Source organism: Novosphingobium sp. PP1Y (genome assembly GCF_000253255.1).
GTDB lineage: Bacteria > Pseudomonadota > Alphaproteobacteria > Sphingomonadales > Sphingomonadaceae > Novosphingobium.
The window spans coordinates 297224-311790 of the sequence record NC_015583.1 but is presented as its reverse complement, the minus strand read 5'-3'; the positions used below and the strand labels follow the sequence as shown (position 1 = coordinate 311790).

The following is a 14567-nucleotide window of genomic DNA, read 5'->3' as shown; positions in this document are numbered from 1 at the left end:
ACACTTCTCCGATTACTCGTCGCGTGCCTTGAGCATGTCGAGGGCGACGTCGACGATCATGTCCTCCTGGCCGCCCACCATCTTGCGGCGGCCGAGTTCGACGAGGATTGCGCGGGTGTCGATGCCGTAAGTCTCGCTGGCCTTTTCGGCGTGGCGCAGGAAGCTCGAGTAGACTCCGGCATAACCAAGGCTCAACGTCTCGCGGTCGACGCGGACCGGGCGGTCCTGCAGCGGGCGCACGAGGTCCTCGGCTGCATCCATCAGCAGGTTGACGTCGCAGCCATGATTCCAGCCCTTGCGGTCGACCGCGGCTATGAACACCTCGAGAGGCGCATTGCCGGCACCGGCGCCCATGCCGGTGAGGCTGGCATCGATGCGCACCGCGCCGCACTGGGCGGCAACGATCGAGTTGGCGACGCCAAGGCCAAGGTTATGGTGCGCATGCATCCCGCGCTGCGTTTCCGGCTTGAGCACCCGGTCATAGGCTTCGAATCGAGCGCGCACGCCGTCCATGTCGAGCGCCCCGCCGCTGTCGGTCACGTATACGCACTGGGCGCCATAACTTTCCATCAGGAGGGCCTGCTGGGCCAGCACCTCGGGCTCGATCATGTGGCTCATCATCAGGAAGCCAGAGACATCCATGCCGAGATCGCGGGCGATGCCGATGTGCTGCTTCGATACGTCAGCCTCCGTGCAATGGGTCGCCACGCGGACCGAGCGTACGCCGATATCGTAGGCGCGCCGAAGTTCTTCGACCGTGCCAACGCCGGGTAGGATCAGAGTGGTCAGGACGCACTTGTCGAGCACATCCGCCACGGCCTCGAGCCATTCCCAATCGGTATGTGCGCCAAAGCCGTAGTTGAAACTGGCGCCCGAGAGACCGTCGCCGTGAGCGACCTCGATCGCGTCCACGCCGCTCTTCTCAATGGCGCTGGCAATGTCGCGCACATGGTCGATTCCGTACATGTGGCGAATGGCGTGCATGCCGTCACGCAGGGTGACGTCCTGGATATAGAGCTTTTCGCCCGCTTCCACGTTGAACTTGGCCATCATGCATTCTCCTTGGCGGCCATGCGCCGCTGGGCCAGCAGTTCGCCGGTCGCCTTGGCGGCGGCGGTCATGATGTCGAGGTTGCCGGAATAGCTGGGCAGGTAGTCGCCTGCACCTTCCACCTCGAGCATGATCATGGTCTTGAGGCCGGTGAACTCACCCCGGCCCGGGATCTTGAGCTTGTTGTTGTCGCCGAAACGTTCGAACTGGACTTCCTGCTTGAGGCGGTAGCCGGGCACGTACTTCTGCACTTCGGCGACCATGTTCTTGACCGACTGGCGGATGGTGTCCTCGTCGGCGCCCTCGGACAGGGTGAAGACGGTGTCGCGCATGATCATCGGCGGTTCGGCGGGGTTGAGGATGATGATCGCCTTGCCCTTCTCGGCGCCGCCGACCTTCTCGATGGCGTTTGCCGTGGTGCGGGTGAACTCGTCGATATTGGCGCGCGTGCCCGGGCCTGCCGAACGCGAGGAGACCGAAGCCACGATTTCGGCATAGGGAACGCGGCTCGCAACGCGGCTCACCGCAGCGACCATCGGGATCGTCGCCTGGCCGCCGCAGGTCACCATATTGACGTTGGTCGCATCGAGATTGGCATGCATGTTGACCGGCGGCACGGTGAACGGGCCGATCGCGGCAGGCGTCAGGTCGACGACCTGGATGCCGTCGGCGCGCAGGGCCTCGTCGTGGACCTTGTGCGCATAGGCGCTGGTCGCATCGAAGGCGATGCCGATTTCAGGGTAGCAGGGCAGCTTCTTGAGGCCCTCGATGCCCTCGTGGGTCGTGGCGATGCCGTGCTCGCGGGCCATGGCGAGGCCTTCCGAGTTGGGATCGATGCCGACGACGGCCGCGAGTTCCATGTTCTGGGGATACTTGATCATCTTCATCATCAGGTCGGTGCCGATATTGCCCGAGCCGATGATTGCCGCCTTCACGCGTGCCATGTCACAGTCCTTTAAACCTATTTGGCTTTCAAACGAATTGCGCGACGCAAGAGCCGATTTTCCGGCCCCCGTTTTCCGGGTTGGAGTCGCTCAGGATCATTTCGAAACGGTCACCCTTCACCGCGGGGGCAAGAGGAACCAGCGAACCGGAGAGAATGACGTCGCCCGCATCGAGGGTGACGCCGTATTGGCCCAGCGTATTGGCAAGCCAGGCGACGGCCTGCGCCGGGTCGCCCTGGACCGCGTGCCCATAGCCTTCGGATAGCGGCTCTCCGTTCTTGGTGACGGCCACGTGCAGGCCCGGCAGGTCGAGCCCGGCAGGATCGAGGCGTTCCTCACCCAGCACATAGACGCCGCAGGAGGCATTGTCCGAGACGGTATCGACAATGGAGATCTTCCAGTCGGTGATGCGGCTGTCGACGATCTCGAAGCACGGGACGATGCTTTCAGTCGCCGCCATGACATCGGCGGCGGTGACCCCGGGGCCCTTCAGACCTTCCTTGAGGACAAAGGCGATCTCGGCTTCGGCGCGCGGCGCGATCAGCGCCTTGTCGTCGATGTCGATGTCGCCCTCGACGTACATCCAGTCGGTCAGGAAGCCGAAGTCGGGCTGGTGCACGTCCAGCATGTCCTGCACCGCCCGCGAAGTGACGCCGATCTTCTTGCCGACCACCTTCTCCCCATCCGCCCGGCGGCGGGCAAGGAAATCCAGGCTGATCGCATAGGCATCGTCAATCGTCAGCGCGTTATCCTGCTCGATGAGCGGGGCGAGCGTCTTGCGACCGCGAAGGGCATCGTAAAGTGCCTTTCCGTAAGTTTCAGCAGTGCTCATCGAGGAATCCGGTTGCATAGCGGTTGAATTCGGCAGCGCGTTCAAGCTGGACCCAGTGGCCGACCTTGCTGAAGGTCACGCAGCGCACGTCCTCGCAGGCCTCGAAGAAGTAGTCGATGCCGGATAGCGGCATGAACGCCTCATCGCGGCCCCAGAATAGCTGGATCGGCATCTTCAGTTCGGGCAGGCGCGGACGCACGTTGTGGGTGCGCATCCTGACGATGACGTCCTTGGGCTGCGTCTTCGAGACGGCGAAACGCTCGGCCACGAGTTCGTCGGTGACCATGGCCGGGTCGTAGACGAGGCTCTCGTTGAGCCGGCGCTGATCGGCCTCTGAGAAATCCGGGCTGCCGAAGGACGAGCGCATGTTGGCAATGCCGGGCATCGCGAAATAGACGTCGAGTTCCTCGATGCAGCCGGGGGCCATGAGGATCATGTTTTGGACGAATTCGGGATGATCCGCAGCGATCTCGATGGCGATCCCGCCGCCGAGCGAATTGCCGACGAGCGAGGCTTTCTCGAGGCCGTGCTGGCGCAGGGCCTCGTATACCGTCTCGACGAAGAGGGTCAGCGTGTAGTCGATCCCCTCGGGCTTCGACGAGGAGCCGTAGCCGATGAGATCGGGCAGCACGACGCGGTAGCCCGCCTCGACGAATGCGTCGACGTTCTGCCGGAAGTTGGAAATGCCCGAAGCGCCAGGGCCGCTGCCGTGGAAGAAGACCACGGCGGGGCCCTGTCCGCACTCGCGGATGTGAATGTCGTAGCCGCCGGCGACGCGGTACGTCGCCTCCTTCATGTCAGCCATGCCGTGCCCCCTTACAGGAAAGTGAACTTGGGCTCTTCGCCCAGCATCGAACCGACGAGATCGGCCGTGCGATTGCTTGGGTCATTGGCAACGTGGGCACGTCCGGCGTGCAGGTCGAGCCAGGGCTGGATGATCGGGCTGGTGTTATAGATCGCCCGGCCGCCCAGCAGCTTCATCATGTCGTCGGCAAGGTCGGCGAGACGGCGCACGACGGTCGATGACTGGTAGGCGAAGAGGGTGCGTTTCTGCATCGGTATCTTCTCGCCGCGCTCTGCATAGCCCATGAGCTCGTCGAACGTCGCGCGCAGGGTCGTTTCCATCTCGATGATCTGGGCGTGCGCCTTGGCGATGGCTGCATGGAGGAACGGGTCGGCCTTGGATGCCTTGCCGGTGTTGGTCGAGACGCGGTCCTTCATGATCTGTACCGCGGCATTCACGGCTGCGCGCGCGCCCCCGAACGCGGCGGTCGAAACGGAGCGGGTGAAAACCTGCGCCCAGGGCAGGGTGAAGAGCGGTGCGTCGTTTTCTTTCTGGCCGGGATTTTCGCAAAGGAAACCATGGACCGAGCGATGCGTGCGGTATTCGGGGACGAATACATCGTCGACGATGATGTCGTGGCTGCCGGTACCCTGCAGGCCGAAGACCTGCCAGGCATCGCGATTGATCGTGTAGTCCTTGCGCGGCAGCAGGAAGGTGCGCATGTCGGGTGCGCCGCCGGGCTCGCTGGGCGGCACCATCGACCCGAGCAGGACCCAGTCGCAATGGATCGAGCCGGTGGAAAAGCCCCAGTGGCCCGAGAGCCTGAAGCCGCCTTCGACGGGCGTGACCTTGCCTACAGGCTGGTAGGAAGAGGAGACCAGTACGCTGGTGTCCGTGCCCCAGACCTCCTGTTGCGCCCTGTCATCGAAAAGCGCGAGTTCGTAGGGGTGACAGCCGACGACACCGAACATCCAGCCCGTCGACATGCAGCCTTCTGCGAGGGCCTTCTGTACGTCGTAGAAGGCATTCGGGCTCATTTCAAAGCCGCCCCAGCGCCTGGGCTGGAGAATTCGAAAGAATCCGGCGTCTTGCATCTCGGCAATCGAGTCCGCCGGAACGTCCCGATCGGCGACGCATTTCGCCGCGCGCTCCTTCAATACCGGGATCATGGCGCGCGCACGCTCTACGAGCTGCTCGGGCGTCGGGATCGCTGCGGCCGCGTCTGTGACTGAGGCTGTGCTGGCCATTTCGCTCTTCTCTCCCTCGTAACGAATCAGGGCAACGCTCATCTGCGCTGCATTCGTAAAAATAAATGGCATGTGATACGCAAATCGTCAATTGAAAAGCCGTTGAGCTTTCGATATGTGCAGATTGGCAAGGTCTGAACGGACGCGAATTTCCGTTGGCCGAATCGGTTTTGCAGGAGAGAGGAGCCCGTGATGGGCAAGCAGACCATCGATCTTTCAGGGAAGGTTGCCATCGTGACCGGCGGCACGCGTGGCCTCGGCCGCGGCATTGCTGACGCCCTCGCGCAGACGGGTGCCTCGGTGGTGGTGTGTGGCCGCAGCGAGCCGGACGACCTCCCTGTCGGGGTGCGCTTTCGCGCAGCTGACATACGCGAGGCCGATCAGGCTGCCGCGCTCGTGGAGGCTGTTGTCGAAGACCATGGCCGCCTCGACATTCTGGTCAACAATGCCGGGGGATCGCCCGAAGCACCGGCAGCAACCGCGAGCTCGCGCTTCTTCGATGCGATCGTGCGGCTCAATCTCAATGCGGCCATGTACATGTCCCAGGCCGCCCATGCGCCGATGCAGGCTGCCGGAGCGGGAAGCATCGTCAATATTGCGAGCGTATCGGGCATCCGGCCCAGCCCCGGCACGGCAGCTTATGGAGCTGCGAAGGCAGGGCTGCTCAATCTTACGCAAAGTCTGGCCCAGGAATGGGGGCCTGACGGCATCCGCGTCAACGCCCTGATCCTGGGGCTCATGCAGACCGAAACTTCCCAACTCACCTATGGCGAGACGGAAGCGCAGGCCCGTGTCGGTGCCTCGATGCCGTTGGGCCGCATGGGGACAGGCCAGGATGCAGCGGGCGCCGTGCTCTGGCTCTGCTCGGAGATGGCCTCATGGGTCAGCGGCGCGCGGATCAACGTCGATGGTGGTGGCGAGCGTCCGTACTTCCTCGACCTCGTGAAAGGAAATTGAACTGACCATGGGTATCAAGGCACTTGGCTATGTCGTCGTCGAAACGGCGAAGCCCGAGGAATGGAATACCTTCCTCACGCAGTTCGCAGGAGCCATGCGTGCGCCCGATGCTGCCGATGGCGCTGCGCTGTACCGCGTGGATGATCGGGTGTTTCGTTTCCGGATCGAGGCCGGCACGCGCGAATGGTTCGTCGCGGCGGGATATGAACTGACCGATCGCGCCGCGCTCGATGCCCTGGCGGTCAGGATAGGCGATGCCGCGCGCCCGGTCGAATGGGCCGATGCGAACGAGGCCGCAGGCCGCGGTGCGGAGGCGATGTTCCGGACTAGCGATCCGGCCGGAAACGGCCTTGAATTCTATTGCGGCGATGCGCGCAGCGATAAGCCTTTCGTCTCTCCGATCGGCGTGCCGGAATTTCTCACCGGCGATCTTGGAATGGGCCATGCGGTATTTTCCGCCCCCGATTTCGAGGAGACCATTGCGTTTCATCGCGATGTCGTGGGTTTCCACGAGACCGACATGCCGCGCTTTCACCTGATGGGGCCGGATGCGCCGTCGATGGGCTTTGCCTTCCTGCATGCGGACAACGGCCGTCATCATTCTATCGCTTTCGGGGAAGGCCCGGTTCCGCCTTCGGGCGCTGTGCATATCATGCTGGAGCTTCCCGACCTGATCGAGGTGGGCAAGGCGCACGATCGCATGAAGCGCTTCGGCTACCCGGAAAGCGCCACGCTGGGCCGCCACGTCAACGACGAGACGACAGGGTTCTACGTACAGACTCCCTCGGGTTTCGATCTCGAGATCGGGTGCGACAGCCTGATCATCGATCCGGCCAGCTGGGAAGTGACGAAGCACGAAGGGATTAGCGTCTGGGGCCATGAATGGGCCTGGCAGAAGGCCCTCAAGGAACAGCAGGAACAAGAGAAAGGGGCATGATGCTCGACAAGCGGATGAGCGCGGCGGAAATCGTCGCGCAGATCAGGGACGGTATGACCGTCGGTATCGGCGGCTGGGGTCCGCGTCGCAAGCCGATGGCGCTGGTGCGCGAGCTTCTGCGTTCGGACGTCAAGGACCTGACCGTCGTTGCCTATGGCGGCGCCGATGTCGGCATGCTTTGCGCGGCCGGCAAGGTGAAGAAGCTGGTCTTCGCATTCGTCTCGCTTGATGCGATCCCGCTCGAACCATGGTTCCGCAAGGCGCGCGAGGGTGGCAAGCTCGAAGTCCTGGAAGTGGACGAGGGCATGTTCCAGTGGGGCCTGAAGGCAGCTGCCTTCCAGCTTCCTTTCCTGCCCACCCGTGTCGGGCTGGGCACCGATCTTGCCGAGCTGGGCGGGCTCAAGACAGTGCAATCGCCCTACGCGGACGGCGAGACGCTGATTGCGATGCCAGCGCTCAAGCTCGATGTCGCGCTGGTCCACGTCAACCGTTCCGACTGGCGCGGCAATGTGCAGGTCTACGGGCCCGACGTCTATTATGACGAGTGGTTCGCGAAAGCCGCGCAGAAGACCTTCGTGTCTTGCGAGGAACTGGTGGACCGCATGGAGGACCACTATCCCGAGCACGCGCAGGCCAACCTGTTCGAGCGGTGCTTCGTGAACGGTGTCGTCGAGATGCCCTGCGGCGCTCATCCCAGCTCGATGCCCCCGCACTATGGCTGGGACATGAAGGCGTTCAAGGCCTACGCCGGCGCGGCGAAGGACCCGGGCGACTGGGATGCGGTGAAAGACCGCTTCGTCGGCGCGAGCGAAGCGCAATACCTTGAAAGCAATGGCGGAAAGGAGGCGGTGGCGGCTCTTCCGCTCCCGATATTCTGATGACCCAGGTTACCCTTACAGAACTCTGCATCTTCGCGGCCTCGGAGGCCTTCCGCGGCAATGGCGAAATCGTCGCGACGGGCGTCGGCCCTGTGCCGCGTCTGGGTGCCAGTCTCGCCAAGCTGACCCACAGTCCCGAACTGATGATGACCGATGGTGAATGCTATCTGGTCGAGCAGCCGGTGCCGATCGGGCCGCGTGCCTACGACGATCGCAAGCCTGCCGGGCACCTCCCATTCTCGCGCTTCTTCGACAGCGCGGTGTGGACGGGGCGCCGCCACGCGATGGTCACGCCGACCCAGATCGACCGTTTCGGCCAGATCAACCTCTCGTACATGGGCGGCACATACCAGCAGCCCAAGACGCAGATGCTGGGCGTGCGCGGCTTTCCTGGCAACACGATCTACCACCCCAATTCGTTCTTCTTCCCGGCGCACAGTCCGCGTGTTTTCGTGCCCGGCGAGGTCGATATGATCTCGGGAGCGGGGTATAATCCGGCCAAGCGCGTTGCGGGCGGAAACTACTCCGGAGTCGACCTGCGCACGATCGTGACCAACCTGTGCGTGATCGACTTCGGCGGCAAGGACGCTGAGGGCAACCGGGCGATGCGCGTCGTCTCGTTGCACCCCGGCGTGACCTTCGACGAAGTGCAGGAAGCGACCGGTTTCGCACTCGAATTGGCTGAAGACGTTGCGCAAACGCCGCTGCCGGGCGCCGAGGCGCTGGAGATCATCGCGCGGCTCGATCCGCACGGTATCCGCGCGAGTGTGATCAAGGATAACCCGCCGGCCCTTCGCGGCTGAGCCAGAAGTGCATTGGAGAGCGACCATGAGCGACTTCGTCGAACCGCAGAAAGTCGACATCGTCTATGAGACTGGCGAGCCGGTCACCTACGAGGTGATCGACCATGTCGCGTGGATCATGATGAACCGGCCGACGTTCAACAATGCCCAGAACGGGCAGATGACTTATGCGCTCGATGACGCCTTCATGCGCGCGACGAATGACGACGAGGTCCGCTGCATCGTGCTGGGCGGCAACGGCAAGCACTTCTCCGCCGGGCACGACATCGGCACGCCGGGGCGCGACCTGCATTTCGAGTTCGACAAGCGGCTGATGGTCGCCCCGCACACCAACAAGCCGGCGGCGGAACTGCTCTACACCCGCGAAAAGGAGCAGTACCTGGGCATGTGTCGGCGCTGGCGTGACGTGCCCAAGCCGACGATAGCCATGGTGCAGGGCGCCTGCGTGGCGGGTGGCCTCATGCTCGCGTGGGTCTGCGACCTGATCGTGGCCAGCGAGGATGCGTTCTTCCAGGACCCGGTGAACCCCTTGATGGGTATTCCCGGGGTCGAATACTTCGCCCATGCCTATGAATTGCCGCCGCGCATTGCCAAGGAGTTCCTGCTGCTGGGCGAGCGCATGAGCGCGCAGCGCGCCGAGCAGTTCGGCATGGTCAACAAGCTGGTGCCGCGCGCCGAATTGCGTGACGCGGTGGCCACCTGGGCTGCAAAGCTTGCGGGTCAGCCGCGTCTAGGCAACTGGCTGACCAAGCAGGCCGTGAACCATGTCGAGGAACTGGGCGGCAAGCGCACGGCGATGGATGCGGTCTATCACATGCACCACTTCGCTCATGCCCAGAACGATCTCGTCACCGGCAATTCGATTGCGGGCGTCAGCGGCAAGTCGGCCGCGAGCGCCAACAAGAAAGATGCGGGCGAAAGCTGATGGGCAATCCGCTTCAAACGGTTCTTTGCGAAAGGCTGGGCTGTTCGGCCCCGATCATCCAGACCGCGATGGGCTGGGTGGCCGAGCCTTCGCTCGTCATCGCCAGCTCCAATGCCGGGGCCTTCGGCTTTCTCGGCGCAGCGGTCATGACGCCCGATGAGGTGCGCGAGAAGATCCTTGCCGTGCGCAAGGGGACCGACCGTCCCTTCGGCGTCAACTTCCACTCGTTTCAGCCCGGTGCCGACAGGATCGTCGAACTGATCCTCGAGAACCGCGAGCAGGTGCGCGCGGTCAGCTTCGGGCGGGGACCGAACGCCAGGATGATCGGTCGTTTCAAGGATGCGGGCATCCTCTGCATCCCCACCGTGGGCGCGGTGAAGCACGCGAAGAAGATGGTCGAATTGGGTGTCGACATGGTCAGCGTTCAGGGCGGCGAGGGCGGCGGGCATACAGGTTCGGTGCCCACCACGATCCTGCTTCCGCAAGTGCTCGACAGCGTGGACGTTCCCGTGATTGCCTGCGGCGGCTTTGCCGACGGGCGCGGCCTCGTCGCGGCGCTGGCTTACGGCGCGGTGGGCATCGCCATGGGGACGCGCTTCCTGTTGACGCAGGAGAGCCCGGTGCCCGATGTCACCAAGGCCGAATACCTCAAGGCCTCGACCGACGCGATCGTCGTGACCACGAAGCTGGACGGCATTCCCCAGCGCATGATCCGCAGCAAGCTGATGGACCGCATCGAGAAATCGGGCAGTCTGGGCATGTGGCTGCGCGCCATGGAAGCAGGGCTTCAGATGAAGAAGCAGACCGGGGCCTCGTGGCTGGAGTTCATCCGGTCGGCAAAGGGCATGACCGCGCACGGCGCCATGCCCCTGAAGCAGGCAATGATGGCCGCGACAATGCCGATGCTGATCCAGAAGGCCGTCGTCGAGGGCGACGTCGAACACGGCGTCATGGCCACCGGCGTCGTCGGCGGCCGCATCGCCGAAATCCCGACATGCGAGCAGCTTGTCGGCCGCATCATGGAACAGGCGCGCGGGCGGCTCGAAGCCCTTGGCGTGCCCGCACCGCAGCCCGCCAGCGCTGCCTGAGAGGACGCAACATGCCGATTACGACGACAATCAAGGACCGCATCGCCGAAATCGTCTTCGACGTGCCGCCGGTGAACGCCTTTGACAGCGAAACCTGGATGTCGATCCCCGCGATCGTCACCGAGGCGGGCCGCAACCCGGACGTCAACTGCGTGCTGATCCGCGCGGCCGAGGAATCGCGCGGTTTCTGCGGCGGCGTCGATATCAAGGAGATGCAGGCGCATCCAGAGCGCATTACCGTGCTCAACCGCGGCAATTACCTGACCTTCAAGGCGATCCACGAGGCCGAGGTGCCGGTGGTGGTCGCCGTTCACAAATTCGTGATCGGCGGCGGCATCGGCATTTGCGGTGCGTCGGATACGATCATCGCTGCCGATGACGCCTTCTTCTCGCTGCCCGAGGTCGATCGCGGCGCGATGGGCGGAGCTAGCCACATGTCGCGCATGTTGCCGCTTCACAAGGTGCGCGCGGCGTTCTTCACGGGCGGCAATATCCCGGCGCAGGAGGCCTACCGCCTCGGCGCGATCGAGAAGGTGGTCCCGCGCGCCGATCTCGTGAAGGAAGCCCGCGCCTTCTGCGAGCTTGTCGCCGCCAAGAGCCGCAAGGCGCTGGTCATCGCCAAGGAGGCGCTGAACGGTCTCGAGGCGCGCGACGTCGATCGCGGTTATCGCTGGGAGCAGGGCTTCACGCTTGAAATGTACATGCACGAGGATTCGCAGAAAAGCCGCGATGCCTTCGTCGAGACCGGCAAGGCGGCCAAGTTCTGATGGACCTGAGCTACACTCCCGAGCAGCAGGCTTTCCGCGCCGAAGTGCGAAGCTGGCTGGAGGCGCATGTCCCGAAGGCGCCGCTCGAACACTACGACGCCACGCGCGAAGGCTTCGAGGCGCACCGCGAATGGGAAAAGACGCTCAAGTCCGGCGACTGGGGTATGGTCACCTGGCCCAGTGAATATGGCGGGCGCGGGCTCGACCTGATCCAGTGGCTGATCTTCGAGGAAGAATATTACCGCGCCAGGGCGCCGGGCCGCGTCAACCAGAACGGCATCTTCCTGCTTGGCCCGACGCTGATGGAATTCGGCACGCATGAGCAGAAGTCCCGCTTCCTGACCAGGATGGCCTCGGGCGAGGAAATCTGGGCGCAGGCTTGGTCCGAGCCGATGGCGGGCAGCGACCTTGCCGGTGTTCGGGCGACCGTCGTTCTCGATGGCGATGAATACGTCCTCAACGGGCACAAGATCTGGTCGAGCCGCGCCGCCTTCGCCGATTGGGCCTTCGGCCTGTTTCGCGCGCCGGGCAGCGAGCGGCACCATGGCATGAGCCTGATCTTCTTTCCGCTCGACGCGCCGGGCGTGACGGTAAATCCGATCCGGAAGATCAACGGCCACGTCGGCTTTGCCGAAATCTTCCTCGAGAACGTGCGCGTTCCCGCCTTCAATCGCCTCGGCGAGGAAGGGCAGGGTTGGCACATCTGCATGGCGACGGCCGGCTTCGAGCGCGGCCTGATGCTGCGCAGTCCGGCCCGCTATCAGGTCGCGGCGGCGGAACTGGCCAGGCTGTGGCAGGCCCGCAAGGATGATCCTTGGGTCGATCCCGCGCTGGAGGCCGACGTCGTGCGCGCCTTCATGAACGCAGAGGCCTATGCGCTGTCGATCTATCAGACCGCCTCGCGGCTGATGGCGGGCGCCAAGATCGGTCCGGAAGCCTCGACCAACAAGATCTTCTGGTCGGAACTCGACATTCACCTGCATCGAACCGCGCTGGCCATCCTTGGACCGGAAGCCGAGGTGCTGAGCGAGCCGGGCGCGCACGATTGGATCGACGATTACATCTTCTCGCTCGCCGGGCCGATCTACGCCGGGTCGAACGAGATCCAGCGCAACATCATCGCCGAGCGCATGCTCGGTCTGCCGCGCAAGTAAGGGGGAACAGGCCCATGGACTTTACCCTGAACGACGAGCAGCAGATGTTCGCGGAAACCGCCCGCCAGCTTTTCGCCGATACCTGCACGCCCGATCACTGGCGCCGCCAGATGGAAAGCGGCGCGGTGCTGGACGAGGAGCGCTGGGCGCAGATCGTCGATACTGGCTTTCCCCTCGTGCTGCTTCCCGAGGAAGCCGGCGGGCTGGGCCTTGGCGAACTCGATTTCGCGTTGATCGCCGAAGCTGCCGGTTACAACGCGCTGCCTGATCCTTTGGTTGAGAGTGCAGGCATCGCGACGCCGCTGCTGGCCGCCGCGCGCCCGGAGATCGAACTGATTGCCGATCCGGCGGCGATCGTTGGGATCCAGCACCCGGCAAACCCTTATGTCGCCGATGCCGAAGCCGCCAGTGCCCTGATCCTGCACAAAGAGGGCGAAGCCTACCTTGCGGCCCGCGAGGACGTTACGCTGAAGCGCAAGGAGAGCATCGACCCGTTCCGCCGCCTCTATACGGTCGAGTGGGACCCTGCCAAGGCGCAGCCGCTCGGCGCGGTGGACTGGGAGCTCGCGCTCGATCGCGGCGCCCTGTTCGCCGCCGCGCAGGGTCTTGGCCTTGCCCAGCGCGCGGTCGATCTCGCCGTCGAATATGCCAAGGAGCGCCAGCAGTTCGGCAAGCCCATCGGCACCTATCAGGCGGTGAAGCACCACCTTTCCTCGGCGCAGGTCGCCATCGAGTTCGCCCGCCCGGTTGTCTTGGCTGCAGCGGCCGACCTCGCCCATGGCGATGTCCAGTCGCGCGCCCGTATCAGCCATGCCAAGCTCGTTGCTCTGGAGGCCGCCGATCAGGCCGCCCGCGCCTCGATCCAGGTGCACGGCGCGATGGGGTACAGCTGGGAAGTGGACGTCCACCTCTTCCTCAAGCGCACACTTGCGCTGACCAGTTCGTGGGGCACGCCCTACTTCCACCGCCAGCGGATCATGCATCGCATTGCGGCGCAGCCGCTTGGCCCAGACCAGACTTTTGCACGCGAGACAGTCCATGCCTGAAGCATACATTGTTGATGCCGTCCGCACGCCCATCGGCCGCAAGAAGGGTAGTCTTGCGCAGGTTCATCCTGCCGATCTTGGCGCGCATCCGATCAAGGCGCTGGTCGCGCGTACGGGGATCGATGCCAATCTTGTCGACGATGTCGTGTGGGGCTGCTGCGACACGATCGGACCGCAAGCCGGCGATATCGGGCGTACTGCATGGCTGGTCGCCGGAATGCCCGAGCACGTGCCGGGCGTGACGATAGACCGCCAGTGCGGTTCCTCCCAGCAGGCCGTTCACTTTGCCGCGCAGGGCGTGATGTCGGGCACGCAGGATCTTGTCGTCGCGGGTGGCAGCCAGGCGATGAATGCCATTCCCATTTCGGCTGCGATGTTCGCCGGCCAGCCATATGGCTTCGACAGTCCGTTCCTTGGCTCGAAGGGCTGGGATGCGCGTTATGGCGACGAGGAAGTCAACCAGATCCGTTCGGCCGAGATGATCGCCGAGAAGTGGGGCATCAGCCGTGCGGCGATGGAGCAGTTCGCGCTCACCAGCCACCAGCGTGCGCAGGCTGCCTGGGATGCCGGTTGGTTCGATCGCGAAGTGGCCCAGTTCGAAGGGCTCGGCATGGATGAGACGATCCGGCCTGCGACAACGCTCGAAGGGCTCGCGGCGCTCAACCCGGTGCGCGAAGGCGGGACGATCACCGCCGGTGTTGCCAGCCAGAACTGCGATGCCGCCGCCGCGCTGCTGATCGCCGGCGAACGGGCGGTCAAGGAACACGGCCTGACGCCGCGCGCGCGCATCCATCACCTGTCGGTGCGGGCCGCGAACCCGGTGTGGATGCTCACTGGCCCGATCCCGGCGACGCAGTATGCCCTGCAGAAGGCCGGGATGCGCGTCGAGGACATCGACCTGTTCGAATGCAACGAGGCCTTCGCCAGTGTCACGATGGCCTGGATGAAGGAGCTGAACATCCCGCATGAGAAAGTGAACGTGCAGGGCGGTGCGATTGCGCTGGGTCATCCCATAGGTGCAACCGGTGCACGCCTGATGACGACGCTGCTGGGCGCGCTGGAGCGCACCGGCGGCCGGTACGGCCTGCAGACCATGTGCGAAGGCGGCGGTCAGGCCAACGTCACCATCATCGAACGACTTTGAGACACGAGAGG

Annotated in this window: 15 protein-coding genes; 10 read left to right on the top strand and 5 right to left on the bottom strand. The window is 64.1% G+C overall.

What is annotated here, in order from left to right; translation table 11 throughout:
* Positions 1–12 precede the first annotated feature (12 nt).
* From dmpG to PP1Y_RS02365, 5 genes are read right to left on the bottom strand one after another with little or no spacing between them, the layout of a single operon-like run.
* Positions 13–1053 (bottom strand): 4-hydroxy-2-oxovalerate aldolase, encoded by a 1041-nt coding sequence (gene dmpG / locus PP1Y_RS02385; protein ID WP_013836512.1) that lies wholly within the window; start codon positions 1051–1053, stop codon positions 13–15.
* Entirely contained in the window at positions 1050–1994 is a 945-nt protein-coding gene (locus PP1Y_RS02380) for an acetaldehyde dehydrogenase (acetylating) (RefSeq protein ID WP_013836511.1), read from the bottom strand. Before PP1Y_RS02380 ends, dmpG begins: the two co-directional genes overlap by 4 nt.
* Positions 1995–2022: 28 nt before the next feature.
* Positions 2023–2826, bottom strand: coding sequence for a fumarylacetoacetate hydrolase family protein (locus PP1Y_RS02375; protein ID WP_041558242.1), 804 nt, complete (start codon positions 2824–2826; stop codon positions 2023–2025).
* On the bottom strand, positions 2813–3631 hold the full coding sequence (locus PP1Y_RS02370; RefSeq protein WP_013836509.1) for an alpha/beta fold hydrolase: 819 nt from the start codon (positions 3629–3631) through the stop codon (positions 2813–2815). The genes PP1Y_RS02375 and PP1Y_RS02370 overlap by 14 nt, the downstream gene beginning before the upstream one ends.
* 11 nt (positions 3632–3642) lie before the next feature.
* Positions 3643–4857: an acyl-CoA dehydrogenase family protein gene (locus tag PP1Y_RS02365; protein WP_013836508.1), complete on the bottom strand. Its 1215-nt coding sequence runs from the start codon at positions 4855–4857 to the stop codon at positions 3643–3645.
* A gap of 192 nt (positions 4858–5049) precedes the next feature.
* Here PP1Y_RS02365 and PP1Y_RS02360 point away from each other — a divergent pair, with 192 nt between their 5' ends.
* Genes PP1Y_RS02360 through PP1Y_RS02315 form a run of 10 tightly spaced genes read left to right on the top strand, consistent with a single transcriptional unit; the run spans position 5050 to position 14556 of the window.
* Positions 5050–5814: an SDR family oxidoreductase gene (locus PP1Y_RS02360; RefSeq protein ID WP_013836507.1), complete on the top strand. Its 765-nt coding sequence runs from the start codon at positions 5050–5052 to the stop codon at positions 5812–5814.
* 7 nt (positions 5815–5821) lie between these two features.
* Positions 5822–6751 (top strand): VOC family protein, encoded by a 930-nt coding sequence (locus PP1Y_RS02355; RefSeq protein WP_013836506.1) that lies wholly within the window; start codon positions 5822–5824, stop codon positions 6749–6751.
* Positions 6751–7629: a CoA transferase subunit A gene (locus PP1Y_RS02350; protein WP_013836505.1), complete on the top strand. Its 879-nt coding sequence runs from the start codon at positions 6751–6753 to the stop codon at positions 7627–7629. Before PP1Y_RS02355 ends, PP1Y_RS02350 begins: the two co-directional genes overlap by 1 nt.
* Positions 7629–8432, top strand: coding sequence for a CoA-transferase subunit beta (locus tag PP1Y_RS02345; protein WP_013836504.1), 804 nt, complete (start codon positions 7629–7631; stop codon positions 8430–8432). The genes PP1Y_RS02350 and PP1Y_RS02345 overlap by 1 nt, the downstream gene beginning before the upstream one ends.
* Before the next feature lie 25 nt (positions 8433–8457).
* Complete coding sequence (locus PP1Y_RS02340) at positions 8458–9357, top strand: enoyl-CoA hydratase (RefSeq protein ID WP_013836503.1); 900 nt, start codon at positions 8458–8460, stop codon at positions 9355–9357.
* Positions 9357–10445 carry a nitronate monooxygenase family protein gene (locus tag PP1Y_RS02335; protein WP_013836502.1) on the top strand — a complete coding sequence of 363 codons (1089 nt, stop codon included), beginning with the start codon at positions 9357–9359 and terminating at the stop codon, positions 10443–10445. Before PP1Y_RS02340 ends, PP1Y_RS02335 begins: the two co-directional genes overlap by 1 nt.
* Before the next feature lie 11 nt (positions 10446–10456).
* On the top strand, positions 10457–11212 hold the full coding sequence (locus tag PP1Y_RS02330) for an enoyl-CoA hydratase family protein (RefSeq protein WP_013836501.1): 756 nt from the start codon (positions 10457–10459) through the stop codon (positions 11210–11212).
* The gene (locus tag PP1Y_RS02325) at positions 11212–12366 is read left to right on the top strand and encodes an acyl-CoA dehydrogenase (RefSeq protein WP_013836500.1); all 1155 of its coding nucleotides are present in this window, start codon (positions 11212–11214) and stop codon (positions 12364–12366) included. Before PP1Y_RS02330 ends, PP1Y_RS02325 begins: the two co-directional genes overlap by 1 nt.
* Positions 12367–12380: 14 nt before the next feature.
* The gene (locus tag PP1Y_RS02320) at positions 12381–13412 is read left to right on the top strand and encodes an acyl-CoA dehydrogenase family protein (RefSeq protein ID WP_013836499.1); all 1032 of its coding nucleotides are present in this window, start codon (positions 12381–12383) and stop codon (positions 13410–13412) included.
* Entirely contained in the window at positions 13405–14556 is a 1152-nt protein-coding gene (locus PP1Y_RS02315; protein ID WP_013836498.1) for an acetyl-CoA C-acetyltransferase, read from the top strand. The genes PP1Y_RS02320 and PP1Y_RS02315 overlap by 8 nt, the downstream gene beginning before the upstream one ends.
* Positions 14557–14567 lie beyond the last annotated feature (11 nt).

Coding starts and splice junctions, on each gene's coding strand:
- PP1Y_RS02345 (WP_013836504.1), top strand. CDS start 7,629: ATGACCCAGGTTACCCTTACAGAACTCTGCATCTTCGCGGCCTCGGAG.
- PP1Y_RS02380 (WP_013836511.1), bottom strand. CDS start 1,994: ATGGCACGCGTGAAGGCGGCAATCATCGGCTCGGGCAATATCGGCACC.
- PP1Y_RS02315 (WP_013836498.1), top strand. CDS start 13,405: ATGCCTGAAGCATACATTGTTGATGCCGTCCGCACGCCCATCGGCCGC.
- PP1Y_RS02330 (WP_013836501.1), top strand. CDS start 10,457: ATGCCGATTACGACGACAATCAAGGACCGCATCGCCGAAATCGTCTTC.
- PP1Y_RS02375 (WP_041558242.1), bottom strand. CDS start 2,826: ATGAGCACTGCTGAAACTTACGGAAAGGCACTTTACGATGCCCTTCGC.
- PP1Y_RS02325 (WP_013836500.1), top strand. CDS start 11,212: ATGGACCTGAGCTACACTCCCGAGCAGCAGGCTTTCCGCGCCGAAGTG.
- PP1Y_RS02370 (WP_013836509.1), bottom strand. CDS start 3,631: ATGGCTGACATGAAGGAGGCGACGTACCGCGTCGCCGGCGGCTACGAC.
- PP1Y_RS02320 (WP_013836499.1), top strand. CDS start 12,381: ATGGACTTTACCCTGAACGACGAGCAGCAGATGTTCGCGGAAACCGCC.
- PP1Y_RS02350 (WP_013836505.1), top strand. CDS start 6,751: ATGCTCGACAAGCGGATGAGCGCGGCGGAAATCGTCGCGCAGATCAGG.
- dmpG (WP_013836512.1), bottom strand. CDS start 1,053: ATGATGGCCAAGTTCAACGTGGAAGCGGGCGAAAAGCTCTATATCCAG.
- PP1Y_RS02335 (WP_013836502.1), top strand. CDS start 9,357: ATGGGCAATCCGCTTCAAACGGTTCTTTGCGAAAGGCTGGGCTGTTCG.
- PP1Y_RS02340 (WP_013836503.1), top strand. CDS start 8,458: ATGAGCGACTTCGTCGAACCGCAGAAAGTCGACATCGTCTATGAGACT.
- PP1Y_RS02355 (WP_013836506.1), top strand. CDS start 5,822: ATGGGTATCAAGGCACTTGGCTATGTCGTCGTCGAAACGGCGAAGCCC.
- PP1Y_RS02365 (WP_013836508.1), bottom strand. CDS start 4,857: ATGGCCAGCACAGCCTCAGTCACAGACGCGGCCGCAGCGATCCCGACG.
- PP1Y_RS02360 (WP_013836507.1), top strand. CDS start 5,050: ATGGGCAAGCAGACCATCGATCTTTCAGGGAAGGTTGCCATCGTGACC.